Source organism: Micromonospora sp. URMC 103, from assembly GCF_051386435.1.
GTDB lineage: Bacteria > Actinomycetota > Actinomycetes > Mycobacteriales > Micromonosporaceae > Micromonospora.
The window spans coordinates 1,203,273-1,223,551 of the sequence record NZ_JBPQTR010000004.1; the positions used below are offsets into that span (position 1 = coordinate 1,203,273).

At 76.0% G+C, this 20,279-nt stretch carries 15 protein-coding genes; 9 read left to right on the top strand and 6 right to left on the bottom strand.

Annotation, left to right across the window (positions count from 1 at the left end; genetic code table 11):
• Positions 1-3 precede the first annotated feature (3 nt).
• From rimO to pspM, 6 genes are all read left to right on the top strand, one after another.
• Entirely contained in the window at positions 4-1,503 is a 1,500-nt protein-coding gene (gene rimO / locus ACSNOA_RS09260; protein ID WP_436657538.1) for a 30S ribosomal protein S12 methylthiotransferase RimO, read from the top strand.
• Positions 1,504-1,580: 77 nt separating this feature from the next.
• Complete coding sequence (gene pgsA, locus ACSNOA_RS09265; protein ID WP_436657539.1) at positions 1,581-2,174, top strand: CDP-diacylglycerol--glycerol-3-phosphate 3-phosphatidyltransferase; 594 nt, start codon at positions 1,581-1,583, stop codon at positions 2,172-2,174.
• Between the two features lie 169 nt (positions 2,175-2,343).
• On the top strand, positions 2,344-2,928 hold the full coding sequence (locus ACSNOA_RS09270; RefSeq protein WP_436657540.1) for a CinA family protein: 585 nt from the start codon (positions 2,344-2,346) through the stop codon (positions 2,926-2,928).
• Positions 2,929-3,150: 222 nt separating this feature from the next.
• Positions 3,151-3,597: a helix-turn-helix domain-containing protein gene (locus ACSNOA_RS09275; protein ID WP_436657541.1), complete on the top strand. Its 447-nt coding sequence runs from the start codon at positions 3,151-3,153 to the stop codon at positions 3,595-3,597.
• Between the two features lie 200 nt (positions 3,598-3,797).
• Positions 3,798-4,667: a PspA/IM30 family protein gene (locus tag ACSNOA_RS09280; protein WP_436657542.1), complete on the top strand. Its 870-nt coding sequence runs from the start codon at positions 3,798-3,800 to the stop codon at positions 4,665-4,667.
• A gap of 25 nt (positions 4,668-4,692) precedes the next feature.
• Entirely contained in the window at positions 4,693-5,478 is a 786-nt protein-coding gene (gene pspM / locus ACSNOA_RS09285; RefSeq protein WP_436657543.1) for a phage shock envelope stress response protein PspM, read from the top strand.
• A gap of 4 nt (positions 5,479-5,482) precedes the next feature.
• Here pspM and ACSNOA_RS09290 read toward each other — a convergent pair whose 3' ends face one another.
• The gene (locus tag ACSNOA_RS09290) at positions 5,483-9,160 is read right to left on the bottom strand and encodes a hypothetical protein (protein ID WP_436657544.1); all 3,678 of its coding nucleotides are present in this window, start codon (positions 9,158-9,160) and stop codon (positions 5,483-5,485) included.
• Between the two features lie 214 nt (positions 9,161-9,374).
• Positions 9,375-10,181: a DNA-formamidopyrimidine glycosylase family protein gene (locus ACSNOA_RS09295; protein WP_436657545.1), complete on the bottom strand. Its 807-nt coding sequence runs from the start codon at positions 10,179-10,181 to the stop codon at positions 9,375-9,377.
• 110 nt (positions 10,182-10,291) lie between these two features.
• Here ACSNOA_RS09295 and ACSNOA_RS09300 point away from each other — a divergent pair, with 110 nt between their 5' ends.
• Positions 10,292-11,572: a hypothetical protein gene (locus ACSNOA_RS09300; protein ID WP_436657546.1), complete on the top strand. Its 1,281-nt coding sequence runs from the start codon at positions 10,292-10,294 to the stop codon at positions 11,570-11,572.
• 74 nt (positions 11,573-11,646) lie between these two features.
• Here the strand turns inward: ACSNOA_RS09300 and ACSNOA_RS09305 are convergent, their stop codons facing one another.
• From ACSNOA_RS09305 to ACSNOA_RS09315, 3 genes are all read right to left on the bottom strand, one after another.
• Positions 11,647-11,889, bottom strand: coding sequence for a CPCC family cysteine-rich protein (locus ACSNOA_RS09305; protein WP_436657547.1), 243 nt, complete (start codon positions 11,887-11,889; stop codon positions 11,647-11,649).
• A gap of 70 nt (positions 11,890-11,959) precedes the next feature.
• Positions 11,960-12,769: an SAM hydrolase/SAM-dependent halogenase family protein gene (locus ACSNOA_RS09310; protein ID WP_436657548.1), complete on the bottom strand. Its 810-nt coding sequence runs from the start codon at positions 12,767-12,769 to the stop codon at positions 11,960-11,962.
• An 81-nt stretch (positions 12,770-12,850) separates the two neighbouring features.
• The gene (locus tag ACSNOA_RS09315) at positions 12,851-13,345 is read right to left on the bottom strand and encodes a GNAT family N-acetyltransferase (protein ID WP_436657549.1); all 495 of its coding nucleotides are present in this window, start codon (positions 13,343-13,345) and stop codon (positions 12,851-12,853) included.
• Between the two features lie 147 nt (positions 13,346-13,492).
• Here ACSNOA_RS09315 and ACSNOA_RS09320 point away from each other — a divergent pair, with 147 nt between their 5' ends.
• Positions 13,493-14,131, top strand: a complete 639-nt coding sequence (locus ACSNOA_RS09320; RefSeq protein WP_436657550.1) for a hypothetical protein — start codon at positions 13,493-13,495, stop codon at positions 14,129-14,131.
• Between the two features lie 173 nt (positions 14,132-14,304).
• On the opposite strand, the gene ACSNOA_RS09325 is transcribed toward ACSNOA_RS09320, so the two are convergent.
• Positions 14,305-18,930, bottom strand: a complete 4,626-nt coding sequence (locus ACSNOA_RS09325; protein ID WP_436657551.1) for an ATP-dependent helicase — start codon at positions 18,928-18,930, stop codon at positions 14,305-14,307.
• Positions 18,931-19,112: 182 nt separating this feature from the next.
• On the opposite strand from ACSNOA_RS09325, the gene ACSNOA_RS09330 reads away from it, so the two are divergent.
• Positions 19,113-19,511, top strand: a complete 399-nt coding sequence (locus ACSNOA_RS09330; RefSeq protein WP_436657552.1) for a hypothetical protein — start codon at positions 19,113-19,115, stop codon at positions 19,509-19,511.
• Positions 19,512-20,279: the final 768 nt, after the last annotated feature.

The following is a 20,279-nucleotide window of genomic DNA, read 5'->3' on the forward strand; positions in this document are numbered from 1 at the left end:
CGGATGGTGTCTGCCACCTCCCCTAACGACTCCGAGGGCCGCCGCGTCGCCCTGCTGACCCTGGGCTGTGCCCGCAACGAGGTCGACTCGGAGGAGCTGGCCGCCCGGCTGCACGCCGACGGCTGGCAGGTCACCACCGACGGCGAGGGCGCCGACGTGGTGGTCGTCAACACCTGCGGCTTCGTGGAGAAGGCCAAGCAGGACTCGATCCAGACCCTGCTCGCCGCCGCCGACACCGGCGCCAAGGTGGTGGCGGCCGGCTGCATGGCCGAGCGGTACGGCCGTGAGCTGGCCGACAGCCTCCCCGAGGCGCAGGCCGTGCTGAGCTTCGACGACTACCCGGACATCGCGGCCCGGCTGGACGCGGTGCTCGCCGGTGAGCACGTCACCGCGCACACCCCACGGGACCGGCGCGAGCTGCTCCCGCTCACCCCGGTCAAGCGCCGCGAGGCGGCGGTGTCGCTCCCCGGCCACGGCACCCCGACCCGCGCTGCCGTCGAGACCGACGCGCACACCCCGGCGCACCTGCGCCAGGTGCTCCGCCACCGGCTCGAGACCGGCCCGGTCGCCTCGCTCAAGCTGGCCAGCGGCTGCGACCGGCGCTGCGCGTTCTGCGCCATCCCCGCGTTCCGCGGGGCGTTCGTCTCGCGTACGCCGGACGAGCTGCTCGCCGAGGCGGAGTGGCTCGCCAAGACCGGCGTCCGTGAGCTGGTGCTGGTGAGCGAGAACTCCACGTCGTACGGCAAGGACCTGGGCGACCCGCGGGCGTTGGAGAAGCTGCTGCCGCAGCTGGCCGGCATCGACGGCATCGTCCGGGTGCGGGTGAGCTACCTCCAGCCGGCCGAGACCCGGCCCGGTCTCGTCGAGGCGATCGCCACCACCCCGGGCGTGGCCCCGTACTTCGACCTGTCGTTCCAGCACTCCAGTGAGCCGGTGCTGCGCCGGATGCGCCGCTTCGGCTCGACCGACCGGTTCCTCGAGCTGCTGGCCAACGCCCGGGCGTTGGCGCCCGAGGCGGGCGCGCGGAGCAACTTCATCGTCGGGTTCCCCGGCGAGACCCGGGCCGACGTCAGCGAGCTGGTCCGGTTCCTGACCGAGGCGCGGCTCGACGCGATCGGCATGTTCGACTACAGCGACGAGGACGGCACCGAGGCCGCCGGGCTGCCCGGCAAGGTGTCCGCGGCGACGATCAAGCGCCGGTACGACCGGCTGAGCGCGCTCGCCGACGAGCTGTGCACCCAGCGGGCCGAGGAGCGGCTCGGTTCGACGGTCGAGGTGCTGGTCGACTCGGTGGCCGACGGGGTCGTGGAGGGCCGGGCAGCGCACCAGGCGCCCGAGGTGGACGGCTCGACGACGCTGGTCGCCCCGGAGGGCGGCGGCGTCGACCTGGCCGCGCTGCGACCGGGTGACCTCGTGCGCGCCACGGTGACCGGCACCGAAGGGGTGGACCTGCTCGCCGTTCCGGATGAGATGATCTCGGCGGCGCCCGGCGCGGCACGGTGACGGCGGGCCCGGACGGAGCGGGGAGGCCACGTGGTGCGACACCGGAGACGCCACGGCGGGCCGAGCCGGGCAGCGCGGTGACCGGGGCCACCGAGTCCACGCCGGCCCGGGTGGTCCGGCGGGTGCCGCTGCTCAACGCCGCGAACGCCCTGACCGCGTTGCGGCTGGTGCTGGTGCCGGTGTTCGGGGCCACGGTGGTGGTCTCCGCGATGACCCACGCCGGCTGGCGGATGGCGGCCTGCCTGATCTTCGCGTTCGCGTCGGCGACGGATCTCGTCGACGGTTGGATCGCCCGCCGCTTCGGGCTGGTGACCTCGGTCGGCAAGGTGGCCGACCCGATCGCCGACAAGGCGCTCACCGGCGCCGCCCTGCTGTTGCTGTCGTGGTACGACCGGTTGCCGTGGTGGGTGACCGTGGTCATCCTCGTCCGGGAGTTGGGCATCACGGCCCTGCGGTTCTGGGTGATCCGGCACGGTGTGATCGCGGCCAGCCGGGGCGGCAAGATCAAGACGGCGTTGCAGATCCTCGCCATCGCCTGGTACCTCTGGCCGATGCCGGCCGTCCTCGCCCCGGTCGGTCCCTGGATCATGGGGGCCGCCGTCGTGGTGACGGTGGTCACGGGCTTCGACTACGTGGCCCAGGCCCTCCGCCTCCGCCGCCCCAAGCGCTGACCCGGAAGGCCCCCGCGATCCTCCGCGATCTTGCAGTTCGTGCCCCCCTTCTGTCCGGATTGCGGGCATGCGTCCGCGCGGAAAGTGCAAGATCGCGGGGAGGCCGGGGGCGGGGAAGGGCCAGCGGGTCGGGATGGTTGCGGGAGTGGTGGCGGGGAAGGATGGGGGCATGGAGAGCGACGCGAACGGGGAACGGCCGGTCGGCAGCCCGGCTGCCGGAGTGGTGCACAGCCTGTCCCAGCGGCACGAGACGCTGGCGACCGTCGAGTCGCTCACCGGCGGGCTGCTCTCCGCGGCCATCGTGGAGATCGCCGGGGTGAGTGGCGTCTACCGGGGCGGCCTCGTGGTCTACGCCACCGAGCTGAAGGCCGAGCTGGCCGGGGTGCCGTCCGAGCTGCTCGCCGAGCGCGGCCCGGTCGACCCCGACGTCGCCGCGGCACTCGCCGAGGGCGGCCGCCGGCGCTGCGGCGCCGACTGGGGTCTGGCCACCACCGGCGTGGCCGGCCCGGAACCACAGGACGGCAAGCCGGTCGGCCTCGTCTACGTGGCAGCGGCCGGCCCGGGCGGCACCACGGTGCGACAGCTCGACCTCGACGGCGGGCGCGACCACGTCCGCTCGGCGGCCGTGATCGAGGCGTTGCGGCTGCTCGCCGAGCGGATCCACGACGCCGACGCCGCCGACGAGGCCGCGAACGACGGGTCGGCCCGCCGTGACGCGGGCGACACGGCCGAGGCCGGCGCGGGCCAGCGTTGATCCGGCCAGGACCGAGTGGCGTGCGGGCGCGACGCGGACCGACGTCGCGCCGGCCCCCGGCACGGCGCCGGCCGGCGCGCGGATCCGAGGGGCGGGGCGGGATGTCGCCCGGGCCGGTAGCGGGTACGGTTGCGGGAAGGCTCCGACGGTCGGGGCCGGCGCGCTCCGCCGCGCCGGACCGGACGGCCGCCGGAAGAGGTACGGCCCGGAGGGGGAGGTGCGATGGTCCTGCTACGCCGAGTGATCGGTGACGCACTGCGGGCGCGCCGGCAGGGGCAGCACCGCACCCTGCGCGAGGTCTCCACCGCAGCCAACGTGAGCCTCGGCTACCTGTCCGAGATCGAGCGCGGCCAGAAGGAGCCGTCGAGCGAGCTGCTGGCCGCGATCTGTGACGCGCTCGGCGCCCGCCTCTCGGAGCTGCTGCGCGAGGTCAGCGACACGGTGGCGCTCGCCGAGCAGATGCCCAACGTGCTGGTCCCGGTGCAGGACGAGGCGGCCCCGGTGCCGGCGGCGCCGGCGACCAAGGCCACCAACCGGGCGGTCCGCCAGGTCAGCTCCGACGGCACGGTCGCCGTGTCGGTCCGCCAGGATTCGCCGCTCAAGGCCACGCTGCGCAGCACCCGGGTCCGCCCCACCGAGCGCGACCGCGACGTCGTCTGCGCCGCCTGACATCCTCCCGCGTCCGCTCCATGGCCCACCTCGCCCGGCCCGCGTAGGGTTGATCGCAGACGGTGTCGGCCGCCCGCTCAGCGGGTAAGGGTGCCGGTCTGGCGCCCGGCTGGGACGATGGAAGGGCTGCCGCGCCGGTGGCCCGTCGTCCCGCCCGGCGCGTGCAGGCGGAGCGACGCTACTGAGGGGATACCGCGGAGATGGCGAACCCGTTCGTCAAGGGGTGGAAGTACCTGATGGCGCTCTTCGGCGCCCGGATCGACGAGCGTGCCGATCCCAAGGTCCAGATCCAGCAGGCCATCGAGGAGGCGCAGCGCCAGCACCAGCAGCTCGTGCAGCAGGCCGCCGCGGTGATCGGCAACCAGCGCCAGCTCGAGATGAAGCTCTCCCGGCAGATGTCCGAGGTCGAGCGTCTCCAGGGCAACGCCCGGCAGGCGCTGGTCCTGGCCGACCGGGCCCGGGCCCGGGGCGACGAGGCCGAGGCGGGGCGGTACGAGCAGTCCGCTCAGACCCTGGCCACCCAGCTGGTCTCCGCCGAGCAGGCCACGGAGGACCTGAAGACCCTGCACGACCAGGCGCTCGGCGCCGCCGCGCAGGCCCGCAAGGCGGTGGAGAACAACTCGATGATCCTCCAGCAGCGTCTCGCCGAGCGCACCCGGCTGCTCAGCCAGCTCGAGCAGGCGAAGATGCAGGAGACGGTGGCCCGCTCGCTCGAGTCGATGTCGGCGCTCACCGCGCCCGGCACCACCCCGTCGCTGGACGAGGTCCGGGACCGGATCGAGCGCCGCTACGCCAACGCGATGGGCCGCGCGGAACTCGCCGGTAACTCGGCCGAGGGGCGCATGCTGGAAATCCAGAAGGCGACGCTCGACTCGGCCGGCTCGGCCCGGTTGGAGCAGATCCGGTCGAGCATGGCCGGCGAGCAGCTGGGCGCGCAGCAGCGGCAGGGCGTGGAGCAGTCGCAGCCGGCGGCGCCCGCCGCCGACCCGGCCGCCTCGGCCCGCCTCGACGAGATCCGGGCGAGCATGGCCCGCGAGCGGGGCACCGGGGACACCACGGCCGCCGGCTGAGCGCGGCCGCCACGAGGAGGTCAGGGTGGCAGACGAGCGTACGCGGTACTTCCGGCGCCTGTCCCGGCTGCGCCGGTCCGCCCGGCGGTGGAGCGTGCTGGCCGGCGGGCTCGGCGGCGCGGCGGCCGTCCTGACCCCGTACGCCGGGCTCGGGCTGCCCGACGCGGGCTGGGCCGGCGCCGCGGGCAGCGCCCTGGCGCTCGCCGCATGGCGCTGGATCGACCTGCGGGCGCTGGCCGCCCAGCCGGCGCCACCGGCACTCGACCCGGCCGAGGCGGCCGCCCGGTCCCGGGCGCGTCTCGTCGCCGCCGTCGAGCGGCTCCCCGCCGGTTCCGGGGTGCTGGCCGAGGTGCGCCGGGTCCGCTCGCGGGTGGCGTTGCGCGGCACCAGCGCCGCCGAGCCGTGGGCCCGGCTGGACCGGGCGGCGCTCACGCTCGCGGGCATGGCGCAGCGGCTCACGGGGCTCGCCGAGCCGGCCGTGCAGGAGGCCGCCGCGGCCGACCGGTCGCTGCGGGACCTCGCGCATCGGGTGGCGAGTGTGGAACGGGCGCTGCGGCTGGCGCCCGTCGACGCCCGCGCGCCGCTGGCCGACACCCACCGGGTGCTCGCCGAGCAACTGGAGAGCGGCGTGGCCGCGTACGAGCGGCTCGTGGTGGCGGCGGCCGGCTACGTTGCGGAGGACGCCCGACCGGACGCCCCGCACCCGGCCGCGTCCCGGCTCACCGAGGCCACCGACCTGCTGCACGGCGTCGCCGCGGCGCTCGCCGAGCTGCGCGGCGCCAACGACCCGCTGCGCGCACCGACCCGCTGACCCGTCACGGCGGGGTGGTGACCGACACCGGCGGTGTGAACGGCGAGCTGCCGACGACGTTGAACGCGCGGATCCGGTAGTGGTAGGTGACGCCGCGGGCCAGACCCGTGTTGGTGAAGCCCCGGCCCGTGACGGTGAATGTGGCCACCTCCCGGCCGAACGCCGGGTCGAGGGCCCGCTGGACGATGAACCCGGCGCCCGGCCCGGCCGCCGTCCCGGCCGACCAGCCCAGGATCACTGTCGCGGTGTCCGGCCCGGGTGCGCTGGCCGTGCCGCTCACCGCCGTCGGTGTGACCGGGGCGGGCGGGGTCGTCACCGTGGCGACGGTGGACCACGGCGACGCGGCGCCCAGGTAGGTGGTGCGCACCCGGTAGTAGTACGTGGTGTCCGGGGCGACCGCCGTGTCCAGGTGGTTGTCGCCGACCCCGATCGCCGTGGTGCCCGGGCCGCTCGTGAAGGTCGGGTTCGTGGCCCGCTGCACGTCGATGCCGGTGGCGAAGGAGCGGTTCGACCAGCGGAGCCCGACCCGCAGCGGCGCGGCCGGCGGGATCGCGGCGGCGAGCCCGGCGGGGGCGGTGAGCTGCACCGACGCGGGCACGCTGTTGGACCAGGCCGAGCAGCTCACCGCGTTCTCGGCGCGGATCCGATAGTGGTACGTGACGCCCGGCGTCACCGTGGCGTCGGTGTACCGGGTGGCGGTGGCCGCCACGGTGATCGCCGTGAGGCCGGTGGCGAAGGTGGCGTCCGTGGCCCGCTGCAGCAGATGACTGGTGGCCGGCGGGCGGCCTCCGTTGCCGGTCCAGGCGAGCGTGATGGCCGGCAGCGCGGTGGCCGAGCCCGGCGCCGGGGTGGCGGTGAGCCCCGTGGGCGCCTTGGGGGAGACCCGCAGCACCAGCGGCCGGCTCATGCCGAGGTCGCGGTGGCCGGCCTGTTGGCTGTGCCAGCGGTACTCCCAGCCGAGGTTCACGAGCTGGTTCACGACGAGCGCGGGGCGCCCGTCGATCGGGCTGAGCGGCGTGGACCCGGTGCGGGTGCCAGCCGGGCGGGTCGGGTCGAGCAGCCGGACGCTGTCGCCGATCTTGAAGGGCAGGATCGGGGCCACCGGGCGCAGCGCCACGACCACATCCTCTCGCGGGTTGACCCGGACGACCTCCTTCCAGCCCAGCTCGCCCCCGTCGGGTGCCCGGATCGTGCCGTCCCAGCCGACCCGGTTGACCACCTGGACGTCGCAGCCGTCCAGGCGCACCGCCTCGGTCTGCCGGCTGTCACCCACGATGCGCCAGATCTGGGTGCCGTCGGCGGGGGCGCCGATCGGCACCGCGGGGTCCGCCGCGAACAGGGTCTCGGTGGCCGGGTCGGTGGGCCCCAGCGGCAGCGTGGCGGGGGAGAGCGGTCCGGCGTACGGGTGGGCCACGCCGAGCCGGCCGGCCAACCGGCCGTACGCGGGCTCGAACACCTGCCGTACCGCCTTCACGGCGATCGGCACGGTGACCGGCACCGCGCCGCCGGCCGGGGTGAACGTCACGGTGGTGGCGTGCACCGGCACCACGGTCTCGGCGGGCGTACGGGTGCCGATCGCGGCGTCGTACGCCGGCTGCGGCACGATCGGCGGGCGCTGGCCGGCCGCGTACGCCCGGGGCAGCCGTTCGCGGAGCCGGGCCACGTCGTACGGCGGTGCCGGGGTGCCGGTCACCCGGAACTGGAGGAGCGTGCGGGTGTTCGGGCCGTACCCGGGGCGGGTGGGCGGTGACCCTCCCTCGGCCGTGCGGTCCGGCGCGTCCGTGTGGTGGTCGTAGCGGGGGTCGAAGCCGGGCAGCGGGGCGGGGCAGTCGTTGTAGAGGATCAGCGTGCCGCCCGGCGGCACCGTCGAGAAGTCCACGACCACGTCGGCCCGCTCGCCGGGCGCGAGCAGCAGGGCGCGCCCGTCGACGTTGAGCACGGTCGGGTCCCGCCGGTCGTAGCGGAAACCGACCGGGCGGTTGCGGATGACCACCGGGGCGGGCAGCAGCCCGCCGTCGTTGCCGATCTGGAGGATCTCCGGCCCCGCGGCGCGCGGGTCCGGCACGCCGCCGTCACGCCCGTCGGCCGGCCAGTCCGCCGGCCGGCCCGGCGCCCGCACCGCCGGCACCATGGGCACCTCGCCGGCGTCGGCGTCGAGCAGGTTGCCCTCGTCGTCCCACATCGGCCCGTCCGAGCGGGCCCGGTAGAGCTGGAGGTTGAGGCTGCGGTCGAGGCAGGCGTTCAGGATCCGGAACCGGTACGCGCGGGGCTGCACCTCCAGGTAGGGGTACGCGATCCCGTTGACGAGCGGGGTGTCGCCGAACGCCTCGGGGACCGCGCTCGGGTGGGGCACACCCGGGGTGAGCGGGGGCTCCTCGGCGGCTGCCACCGGGTCGTGGTGCGGGTTCGGGACCGGGCCCGGCCCGGGGTGCGGCAGCGTCCCGTTCGGCCCGGCGCCGGCCCGGCGGTCGTCGAGATCCGGGCCCGCCTCGGCCGTACGCGACCAGGGCCCGTAGTCCCAGCGGCCGGTCGGGTTGATCCCGCCGGCCCGGTACGGGTTCTGCCGGGGCTGGTAGACGTGCGGGTGCCAGAGGCTGCCCCGGGATCCCCAGCGGTCCCGGTCCCACGTGGGGTCCTCGCCGGCGAGCTGGGTGTCGTCGGGCACGAACGTCTTGTCCTCGATGACCAGCGGCAGCTGCTCCTCGGGCAGCACCCCGTCGGCCACGAGCTGGTCCTCGACCGGGTCGGTGAGCAGGTAGAGCGCGACCTGCCCGGAGTAGACGGTCAACCGGGACAGGCCGAGCGTGTTGTCGTGGAACCACATGAGCCGGCCACTCTGCTCGTTGGGGTAGTAGAGGGTGGTGGCGCCGGCGCCGGGCGGTGGCATGTCGGGGACGTGGGTGAGCCCCACTCCCGTCGGGTACGGGGTGATCTCGCCGGCCGGGGTGATCCACTGCCACGGGTTGCCGGCGCTGGTCCAGCCCGTCTGCGCGCCCGCGAGGTGCAGCACCGCGCGGTTCTGCGGGTACGGCGCGGGGCCGTCCAGAGGCCCGAGGCCGGCGCCCTCGACGGTCTCGTCGACGGGCAGGAAGAGTTCGCCGGCACGGCCGGTGGGGAGCTGGTTGATGAACTTGATCCGCACGGGCCGGCCGCGCCGGGCCCGGATGAGCGGGCCGAGGTGCCAGGGCCGCCCGGGCGGCGCCACCGTGTTGTGCCCGGACGGGTCGGTGCCGAGGTTGAGCTGGCGGTAGCCGCGCAGCCGGGTGGCCGGCAGGTCGCGGTGCAGCCGCTGGGCGTACTGCTGCAGGCCGATCTCGTAGTAGTCGCAGCCCGGGTACGTGATGGTGTCCGGCACCGCGACCGGCAGGTACCCGCCCAGCTCGGTGCGGCCGAGCGGGCCCGGACCGGGCAGCGGGTCGACGAACTTGCGCAGCCCGGTGCCGGGCAGCACCCGGCCGTCGTCGGCGCAGACCGGCCGGGGGCTGCGGGCGAAGTTCGGCACGGGGCCGAAGCAGCGTGGAACGGCGGCCGGATCGAGGGTGGCCGGTGCGGGGGCGGGGGCCTCCTCGGCGACCCGGGCGGCGGGCACGACCGCCGTCCCGTCCGCCCCGGCGGTGCGGCCGCTGCCGCCGCGCCCTGCGCGGTCGGTCCAGGTGGCCCGGAGTCTGCGGAACATCGCCATGGCTCTCCCCGGGGTCGGGGCACGACCGCCGCCACCCCGGCGTGGCGGCCCGGTCGGGCCGGCTCTGCTGACGATCGGTGAGCGTCCAACCGCAGCATGCGACGCCGATGCCGGAGTTAGGAATTACCCAATCGTCCGTATCTGGGCGGCGTCGGGCCGATCCGTGGTGTCGCGTCGGCCCGCGCGGCTGTCCGGGCCGGCCCGCGCCGGGCGGTCAGCCCGCGGGACGTTCCGGCTGGCAGACCGGGCACCAGTAGGTGACCCGCTCGCCCAGCTCCTCCTTGCGCACGGGGGTGCCGCAGCGGCGGCAGGGCTGGGCCCGCCGGCCGTACACGTAGGTGGTCTGCCCGCGGTGCAGCGACCCGGTGCTGCTCTGCGCCCAGCGCCCCCGGTTGGCGGCCAGCAACCGCTGCGCGAGGGCCACGAGGCCCGGCAGGTCGGGTACGGCGCGCACCGGCGTCCACGGGGACACGCCACGCAGGAACAACACCTCGCACTTGTAGAGATTGCCGATGCCGGCCAGGTGGCGCTGGTCGAGCAGCGCCTCGCCGATCGTGTCGTCCGGGTGGGCCGCGAGCCGGCGTACCGCCTCGTCCGCATCCCAGTCCGCGCTGAGCAGGTCGGGGCCGAGATGGCCGACGAGCGTCTCCTCCTCGGCGGTGGGCACCAGCGCCAGCTCGTGCAGGTGGTAGCCGACCGCCACCGCGCCCGAGCTGCGCAGCACGGCCCGGATCAGGTGGGCGGGCCGGGCGGCCCAGCGTTCCCCCGGCGCGTACGCCCGCCACGCGCCGTCCATGCGCAGGTGGGAGTGGAGGGTCCAGCGGCCGCCCCCGGCGTCGGTCGGGGCCTCCAGGCGGAGCAGCAGGTGCTTACCGCGCGCGGCCGACTCGCGCACCGTCCAGCCCGCCAGGTCGGCGGTGGCGAGCTGTGGCACCCGGAACTCGCTCGCGGTCAGTGTCGCGCCCGCCAGCGCGCGGTGCAGGACGCGGGCGGTGTTCCAGACGGTGTCGCCTTCGGGCATCCTCCCATCCTCCCTCGCTCGAGTCGGATTCGCGTGTGTCGCTATTTGTAGTCCCGTTCCGCTTGATCTCGCGACATGGGCACCATCAGGGAGTTCTGAGGAGAATGCCCATGAAACATCTTCATCGTCGTATCCGTCCCGTCCTCCTCGCCCTGGTCGTCGCCCTCATCGCAGCACTCCTCCCCGCCGCCGGTCCCTCCCCGGCCGCCGCGACCCGCGTCACCACCATCAGCCTCGTCCCGGCCGGTTCCCGCACCGCCGCTCCCGCGGCGACCGACCGGTGGAGCCTCGACCTGGCCACCGTCGACGGTGACGACGTCAACGTCCGGTCCTCCACGGCCGGGCTCCGCCTACGTGACGCCCGCCCAGGGGCCGCCCGGGCGCCGCACAGCCCCCGTGGCGCCGCCGCCGAGGGGATGCTCCTCACCGCGCCGCGCGTCCTGTCCCACCCGGCCACCCGGGTGCGCGCCGACGTCTCCGCCCGGGTCGTGGCCGGCTCCACCGTCGAGACGCAGGTGCGGGGCTGGCGCGCCAGCGGCTGGACCGAGTGGCGCGCCGCCACCCGGGGCGCCGTCTTCGACCAGCCGGTCACCCGGGTGCAGGCCCGCGTGGTGCTCACCGCCCGGAACGACCGGGCCGTCGCCACGGTCCGCGGCGTACGGCTCACCGCCGACTCGCTGGCCGCCGTCACGGCCGCCACACCGGGGCTCACCTACCGGGTCTTCGCCACCCGGATCGGGCTGGTCGGCGAGGTGACCGCCAACGGGCGGACGATCCAGCCACGGGACCACTTCGTGGCGCTGCCCTCCCGGCGCGGGCTCTCACCGCTCAACAGCGGGGACTACACCGTACGGGTGTGCACCACCAGCGGCGGTCGCTGCGCGTACGCCCCGGTGTGGGACGTCGGACCGTGGAACACCCGGGACGACTACTGGAACCCCAGCCCGGTCCGGGAGAACTGGAAGGACCTGCCGCAGGGCCGGCCCGAGGCGCAGGCCGCCTACCAGAACGGGTACAACGGCGGGCGCGACCAGTTCGGCCGTACCGTCCTCAACCCGGCCGGCATCGACCTCGCCGACGGGACCTTCTGGGACGGGCTGCTGCTCACCACGAACGCGTGGGTCGACGTGGCGTACCTGTGGACCGGGTCCGGCCCGCGCGGCGTCGTCGGCGACGGACCGCTCAACATCCGCACCGGCGCGAGCACCACGTACCCGGTCCGCGGGCTGGCCGCGCGCTTCGCCAACGTGCCGATCCAGTGCTACGTGACGGGCCAGACGGTCGCCGGCCCCTACCGCACCACCAACCGGTGGAACCGCCTGACCACCGGCCAGTACGTCAGCCACGCGTACATCTCGGCGGTGTACGGCGGCACGGTGCCGCTCTGCTGACGTCCGCCGGGCCTCCGGTCCGGCGCGGGCCCGGGTCCTCCGGTCCGGGGCCCGCCCCGGGCCGGAGGTCGGTGTCAGGGACGTTCCTCGGGGCGGGGCGGGCGGACCATGCCCTGGTAGCGCTCGTGGCTGGCGCCGTAGATCGCGAAGTTGAGCCGGGCGTGGGACAGGCTCAGGTCGCCGTTGGGGCCGCCGTGCACGACGTCGGCGTCGTCGTCGGACTGGCCGTCGTCCGTCCAGAAACAGACCGGGCAGGTCCCCCCACCCGTGCGTGACGCGCAGCAGGGACAGGCCATGGCAACCCAGTACTCACCCACCCGGGCAGCATTCCACAGCCGTGGATCGATCGCTCCTCCGCGCCCGCCCGATGGGACCGCGCCGGGACGGTCAGCCGCCGGCCGCGCTCATCCGCACCGAGTCGCCGGCCGTCACGGCGAGCAGGTCCACGGCCCGGCCGCCGTTGACGGCCACCGCGATCCGGCCGGCCGAGTCGGCGAACACCACGAGGCCGCCGGGCGGGGCGTCGCCGAACGTCCGTCCGCGCCGCGCCTCCCGTCCCGCGTCGCCGTTCGCCGTGAGCCGGACCGTCGCCGGCAGGCGTTCCAGCAGGTCAGCCGTGGCGGCGAGCTGCACGTTGCCGAAGTGGTCCACGGTGAGCACCTCCGCCGTGATGCCGTCCCCGTCCGTCGTCACGACCGGCTCCGGCAGCCGTACCAGTCCCGCCGGGTCGAACGCGGGCCCCGCCTCGGCCAGCGGTGCGCCCAACGCCAACCGGGCGGCGACCGGCGCGAACACGTCCCGCCCGTGGAACGTGTGCGACACCCGCGAGGCGAGCCAGGACGGGTTGGTCAGTTCGACCGCGGTCAGCACGCCGCCCAACGCGTGCGCGGCCTCGGGCAGCAGCCCGTTGTCCGGTCCCACGAGCAACCCGCCCGGGGTGTCCAGGGCCACGCCCCGGCGGGCCGTGCCGACGCCCGGGTCGACCACCGCCACGTGCACCCCGACCGGCAGGTACGGCAGCGTCTGGGCAAGCACGGCCGCACCGCGCCGCACGTCGGCGGGCGGGACCAGGTGGGTCACGTCGATCACCCGGGCGGCCGGCGCGATGCGGGCGATCACCCCGTGACAGGCGGCCACGAAGCCGTCGGAGAGGCCGTAGTCGGTGGTCAGCGAGATCCAGAGCGTCGTGGCGGGCATGCCTCGCAGGCTAACCGCCGGCGCCGGGGCCCGGCGCGGAATCGGGCACCCGGTGCGCCGCCACCGTCGTCGGGCGTCCGGTCAGACCGCGGCGGTGCGCAACTCCAGGATCAGCTCGTCGTGCAGCGGAATGCCGTCCTCGCCGACGAGAGGGATCCCCGGCTTGAGGCGCCGTGCCCGGTCCACGGCGCCCGCGTCGACCGCGACCAGACGCAGGCCGCGCCGCTGGTAGAAGCGCAGCGCCCGCAGGTTGTCGTTCGTGGTGACGAGCCAGAGCCGGGGTAGGCCCACCTCGCGGGCGTGCGCCGTGGCGGCGTCCAGCAGCGAGCCGCCCACCCCGCCGCCGGGTACGGCCGCGACCAGGCTCACCACCTCCAGCCCCGTGGCGTCGGTGCGGTGGACGAGCGCGCCGGTCACGGCGCCGGCACCGTCCACGGCCACCAGCGTCGGCAGCGTACGCAGGTCGTAGCGGGTGTCGTGCACGATCACGTACGGCCCGCCCCACTCCCGGTCGTGCAGCGCGTCGACCGACGCCCGGTCGCCCGGCGCCGCGGCCCGTACGGTGATCCCACCCATGTCGCCCTCCCCACCGGACCTCCGGCCGCCGGGATGCTACCGGCGCGGCCCCTCCGTGGCGCGGAATTTCTCGGTGCCGGATATGGGACACCGACCCTGGCCGGCCGGCCCCTGCCGCCGGCCGGCGCCGTTGGGCACACTGCCCTCGTGACAGCTCGGAGCCTCCCCGCCGTAGCGGTGCTCACCGTCGCCGTCGCCCTCACCGGGTGCGGGGGTGACGGGGGCGAGCGTCCGCGGCTCGCCACCTCGCCGCCGGGCAGCCCGTCCCCGGTGGTCACACCGACCGCCGCCGATTCGCCGACCGCCGCCGACTCGCCGACCGCCGCCGAGGCGCCGGGCGGCGGCCGCTCCGTTCCGGCGTTCCCACGCGGCGGCCCCACCGGCCGGCCCGACCAGCCGGCCGGTGACGCCCCGGCCGTGCAGGAGCCCACCGAACGCCGGCCCGCCAGCCTGCCGCCCGTGGTGCTGCCCAGCCGCCCGGCCGGCGCTCCCGGTGCCCGGCAGGTGATCGACGCGTTCCGCGCCGCGAAGCTCCCGGTGCCCCACCCGCGGGACCGGTCCGTCGACTGCGGGCCGGACGGGCTCGGCCTCGGCTGCGCGGAGATCGTGGCCACCGACGCCGTGACCGTGTACGTCTTCCCCGACGAGACGAGTGCCAGCGACATCGCCGAGACCTGGAGCGGGCAGTCGTACCGGCGGGGCGCCGTGGTGCTCAACTACCTGGAGGCGCGGACGCCGGCCGCGGACCGCCCGCGCTACGAGCGGGCCCTCGCCGCGTTGGGCTGACGCGGCGGGGCGGCTCTCGTCACCGGCTCGGGTGGGCCCGTCGTCGCCGGGAGATCCGCGCCGGCCGTTTCGACTCGCCCAGCCGCCGTGTGTCGGCCGGGTCGGCTCATCGTCGCCGCCGGCCACGTGCCGGTGGGTCGGCGTCGAGGCGGCGCGGCGGGGTCGGCGGCGGGTCAGCCGCGCAGGCGCAGACCACGAGGCGTGGCGCGGAAGCCGGCCGCGGTCAGCGCGTCCCGCAGCGGCGAGGCGTGCACGGCCTCGCCGTCGGCACGCTCCACCGAGATGGCGCCCAGCGCGCCGGAGTGGACGGCGTCGGCGAGCGCCTTGCCGGCCGCGGCGAGCACCTCCGCGTCGTCGGTGAACGAGAGCAGCGTGCGCCCGCCACGCTCCACGTACAGCACGAGGTCACCGGCGACCAGCACGACGAGGGCGCCCGCCTTGCGGCCCGCCCGGTGGCCGGTCGCCGGGGTGTCGCCGTCACCCGAGTCGACGGCCCGCTCCGGCCACGGCAGCGCGGCGCCGTACGGGTTGGCCGGGTCGGTGGCCGCGAGCACCAGCGTCGGGCCGCCGCGCTGCCGGGCCCCGTCGGCCGGCTCGGCCAGCGCCCGGATGCGCTCCACCGCCCCGGGCACCGCGAACTGCGCCGCGCCCAGCCCTTCGACGAAGTAGCCCCGCCGGGCCGCCCCGCGCTCCTCCAGCGCGGAGAGCACCGGGTAGACCGCCGCGAAGCCGCCGGTCACCTGCTCGGCCACCACCGCGCCGCGGGTGAGCACGCCGTGCCGTTCCAGCAGCACGTCGGCGAGGGCGGCGGCCCGGCGGGTCGGGTCGGTGTCCCGCTCCGGCAGGCGGGACCAGCGCCCCGCCACGGTCGGCGGGCCGCCGCGGGTGGGCAGCGCCACCCGGCCGGGGCGGCGGTAGCGGGTCCGTGGTGCGGAGGGCCGGGACCGGTGCGCCCCGCCCGCGCCCAGCACCGCGCGCAGCGGGGCGAGCGTGTCGTTGGTGAGGTGACCGGCCCACACCAGATCCCAGACGGCGGCGGTCAGCGCCGCGTCGTCGGTCGAGCCGACCCGGTCGGCGAGCGAACGGAAGAAGAGCGCCTGACCGTCGGCGAGCGCGTCGAGCACGGCCTCGTGCAACGGGGTGAGCGCGAGCGCCTCGTCCGGCGGGGGCAGCAGCAGCGGCGCGGCGTCCGCGTACGCGAGGGTGACCCAGCCGTCCCCGCCGGAGATCGCGCCGGCGCCGGCCCAGACCACCTCGCCGCTGGCGCACAGCTCGTCGAGCTGGGCGGGGGAGTAGTCGGCGACCCGGCCCGGCAGCACCAGCCGCTCCAGCGCGGACGCCGGCACCGCCACCCCCTGCAACTGCTCGACGGCCGCGGCCAGCGCCTCCACGCCCCGGGCCGACGAGCCGACCTGCTGCCAGCGGGGCAGGAAGGCGGCCAGCGCGCGCGGCGGCACGGGCTCGATCTCCCGGCGCAGCGCGGCGAGCGAACGGCGCCGCAGCAGACGCAGCACCTCGGCGTCGCACCACTGGGTGCCGACCGACTCGGGCGTGAACTCGCCGGACACCACCCGGCCGGTCGCGGCGAGCCGGCGCAGCGCCTGGTCCACGACGAAGACGCCGAGGCCGAACCGCGCCGCGCAGGTCGCCGCCGCGAACGGGCCGTGCGTGCGGGCGTACCGGGCCACGAGGTCGCCGAGCGGGTCGGCCACCGGCGCGAGGTACGCCTCGGCGACACCGACCGGCAGGGCCACGCCCAGCGCGTCGCGCAGTCGCGCCGCGTCCTCGACGCCGACCCAGCGCTCCGCGCCGGCCACCCGGACGCGCAGCACCCGGCGGGCCGCCTCCAGCTCGGTGAGCCAGTCGGACGGCACCCCCCGCTCCGCCAGCTCGTCGGCGGTGAGGTCGCCGACCACCCGCAGCAGCTCCACGACGTCCTCCGCGTCGCGGGGGCGACGCTGCTCGGTCAGCCAGCGCAGCTGCCGCTCGGTCTCGTCGAGCACCGCCGGGTCGAGCAGCTCCCGGAGATCGACCCGGCCCAGCAGCTCGCCGAGGAGCGCGGAGTCCAACGCCAGGGCCGCGGCCCGCCGCTCGGCGAGCGGGGCGTCGCCCTCGTAGAGGAACGCCCCCACGTAGCCGAAGAGCAGCGACCGGGCGAACGGCGACGGCTGGGTGGTCTCCACCTCGACGAGGCGGACCCGACGGGCGGCCAGGTCGCGCATCAGCTCGGCCAGCGCCGGCTGGTCGAAGACGTCCTGGAGGCACTCACGGGCCGCCTCCAGGGTCACGGGGAAGTCGGCGTACTCCCGGGCGACGTCGAGCAGCTGCGCGGCGCGCTGGCGCTGCTGCCACAGCGGCTGGCGGCGACGCGGGTCACGGCGGGGCAGCAGCAGCGACCGGGCCGCGCACTCGCGGAACCGGGCGGCGAAGAGCGCGGACGTGCCGACCGACTCCTCCACGAGCTGGGCGATCTCGTCGGGCTCGAAGGCGACCACGTCGGCGCCGGGCGGCTCGTCGGCGGTGTCCGGCAGGCGTACGACGATGCCGTCGTCGGACGGCATCACCTGCGCGTCCACCCCGTAGCGCTCGGCGAGCCGGCGCCCGATGGCGAGCGCCCAGGGCCCGTTGACCCGGGCGCCCAGCACGCTGTGCACGGCGAGCCGCCAGTCGCCCAGCTCGTCGCGGAACCGCTCGACCACGATCGTGCGGTCGTCCGGCAGGGAGCGCGTCGCGGTGCGCTGCTCCCGCAGGTACGCCATCAGGTTGCCGGCCGCCCAGTCGTCCAGCCCGCCGGCGCGCAGGGCGTCGATCGCCGCCTCGTCGCTCTGCCGCAGCAGGGCGCGGACCCGCGCGCCGATGGCCCGGCCCAGCTCCACCGGGCGGCCCAGCGTGTCGCCCTTCCAGAACGGCATCCGGGCGGCCTGCCCCGGCGCCGGCGACACGAGCACCCGGTCCGGGGTGATCTCCTCGATGCGCCAGGACGAGGAGCCGAGCAGGAAGACGTCGCCGACCCGCGACTCGTACACCATCTCCTCGTCGAGCTCGCCGACCCGGGCGGCGCGCTCGGCGCCGGCCAGGAACACGCCGAAGAGCCCGCGGTCGGGGATGGTGCCGCCGCTGGTGACGGCGAGGCGCTGCGCCCCGGGCCGGCCGGTCAGCACGTCGGTGGCCCGGTCCCAGACCAGCCGGGGCCGCAGCTCGGCGAAGGCGGTCGACGGGTAGCGCCCGGAGAGCATGTCGAGCACGGCGTGCAGCGCCGAGTCGGGCAGCTCGGCGAAGGGCGCCGCCCGGCGGACCACGACGGCGAGGTCGCCCACCCGCCACGGCTCCAGCGCCACCATGGCGACGACCTGCTGGGCCAGCACGTCGAGCGGGTTGCGCGGAAAGTGCAGCTCCTCGATCGCGCCCTCGCCCATCCGTTCCGCCACGACGGCGCAGGACAGCAGGTCACCGCGGTGCTTCGGGAAGACCACCCCGCGGGAGACCGCGCCCACCTGGTGCCCGGCGCGGCCCACACGCTGCAACCCGGCGGCCACGCTGGGCGGCGCCTCGATCTGCACGACGAGGTCGACCGCGCCCATGTCGATGCCGAGCTCCAGGCTGGAGGTGGCCACGACGGCGGGCAGCTGCCCCGACTTGAGCGCCTCCTCGATGTGCTTGCGCTCCTCCCGGGAGACGCTGCCGTGGTGCGCCCGCGCGATCACCGGCGGCGCGCCGGCGGCCGCCCCCGACTGCGCCATGACCTCGGCGGGCTGGCGCGGCGCGCGCAGCGGGCCGACCGGGCCGCCGTATGAACCCGCGCCGCCCGCCCCGGGCGTGCCGTTGCCGCCGGTCAGCTCCTCCGCGGCGAGTTCGTTGAGCCGGGCGCACAGGCGCTCGGCGCTGCGCCGCGAGTTGGTGAAGACGATGGTCGAGCGGTGGGCCCGGATCAGGGCGTGGACGCGCTCCTCCACGGCCGGCCAGATCGACGCGCGGCGCGGCCCCGGCCCGCCGAGGGCGTCCGCGGCCGGCTCCTCCTGCTCGTCGAGGCGCGTCATGTCCTCGACGGGGACCTGGACGCTGACCTCGATGGTCTTGGCGGTCACCGGCTGGACCACGTCGACCGGCCGGGCGCCGCCGAGGAACCGGGCGCAACCGTCGATCGGCCGGACCGTCGCGGAGAGACCGATCCGTTGCGCGGGAGCCGGCAGCAGCTCGTCGAGGCGCTCCAGGGAGAGGGCGAGGTGGGCGCCGCGCTTGCTGCCGGCGACCGCGTGCACCTCGTCGACGATCACCGTCTCGACGCCGCGCAGCGAGTCACGGGCCGCGGAGGTGAGCAGCAGGAAGAGCGACTCGGGCGTCGTGATGAGGATGTCCGGTGGGGTGCGGGCGAAGGCGCGCCGCTCGTCGGCCGGGGTGTCGCCCGTACGCATGCCGACGGTGATCTCCGGCGGGGCGACGCCGAGCCGGGTGGCGGCCTGGCGGATGCCGGCGAGCGGGGCGCGCAGGTTGCGCTCGACGTCAACCGCGAGCGCCTTGAGCGGGCTCACGTAGAGCACCCGGCAGCGCTGCCGGGCGTCGGCCGGAACGGGCTCGCGGGCCAGCCGGTCCAGTGACCACAGGAAGGCGGCGAGCGTCTTGCCGGAGCCCGTCGGCGCCACCACCAGGGCGTTCCGACCGGCGGCCACCGCACGCCACGCGCCCGTCTGGGCGGGGGTGGGCGCCGCAAAGGCGGCCGAGAACCACTCCCGGGTGGCCGGGCTGAACCCGGCCAGCACATCGGTGCCGTCCGCTTCGGGACCGGCCGTCAACTCCGCCACCCATCCATCCTGCCGCGCCCGTCCGACAAACCCGGAACCGGCAGCGGCGAATTATGTCCGGCTCGGAGGTTCCCATGCGCTATTGCACCGCTTGCGGCATTAAGTCTCACTTAACTGCTTGCTTGTACGGCACAACATAAAGTAACTTCACTCGCGACAAGGATCGGGGTGGAGGGGACCGGATGGCCGTCGAGCAGCGGAACGTCGAGCCCGGCACCGACGTGCTCATCCGCAAGGTCGACAGTCACCTCGCCGCCGTCCGCGTCGGTCTGCACGGCCCGGACCTCGAGCTCGCCGAGCGGCTCGCCCGCTGCCTGCGCGAGCTGGTCGTCTCCACGGCTCACGCCAGCGCCGCCGACCGGGGTCAGGTGCGCGCCGCCGTGCACTACTTCGTGCTGCGGCGCGAGAGCCGGGGGCGGCTGCTGTCCGTCCGCTCCCTGGCCGCCGCCGAACGCGTGGTGCACCGGGTCGCCCGTCAGCTCGGCCGCGCCGACCTGCTGGTCGAGTCGGCGCCGGCCCACCCGGACCGCGCCCCTTCCGGCGTGCGCGCCGCCGACGCGAGCCCCACGGTCGCCCGCTGACCCTGCGCCGCCGATGCGCCCCCATGGTCGCCCGCCGAGCGGAGGGTTGATCCACTCCGTTTCGGCGAAGTGGCGGGGTTGTGCGGCGTGGGATAGCGCCACATCGGCGATCTGGTGTCGATCATGTGCCCTCGTGTCGATCATGGGCCGAGGACGCTTCGCCTCTCCCGCCGCGACGCGCTGGCCGCCGGTTGGTCGTCGCCGGCTGGCCCGCCGCCCACGGCGTCCGTGCCGGGGGATGATCCACTCCGTTTCGGCGAAGTGGCGGGGTTGTGCGGCGTGGGATACCGCCATATCGGCGATCTCGTGTCGATCACGGCCGTAGCTCGCGCCGTCCGCCGTCCGCCGCCCGCCGGCCCAGCGCTTGATCGACTCCGTTTCGGCGAAGTGGCGGGGTTGTGCGGCGTGGGATACCGCCACATCGGCGATCTCGTGTCGATCACGGCCGAAGCTCGCGTCGCCCGTCGCCCGTCGCCCGTCGCCCGTCGCCCGTCGCCCGTCGCCCGCCGCCCGCCGCCCGCCGCCCGCGGCCCGCGCCCCGTCAGCCCGCCGTCGGTCAGCCGTAACCCGCCGGGCCGCCCGCTGCCCGCCATCCATCGCGCGTCGCCCGCGAGCCGTCACACGCCGCCCGTCGCCCGTCAGCTGTCGCTCGCCGTCACCGCACACGGACGGACCGCCTACAGCGGGCGATTTCCGGAAAGTCCGCACGGCGCTCGTGGAACTGGCGTCTCATCGCAGCTAGGCGCCGGCCCGCGGGAGGCGCCCACC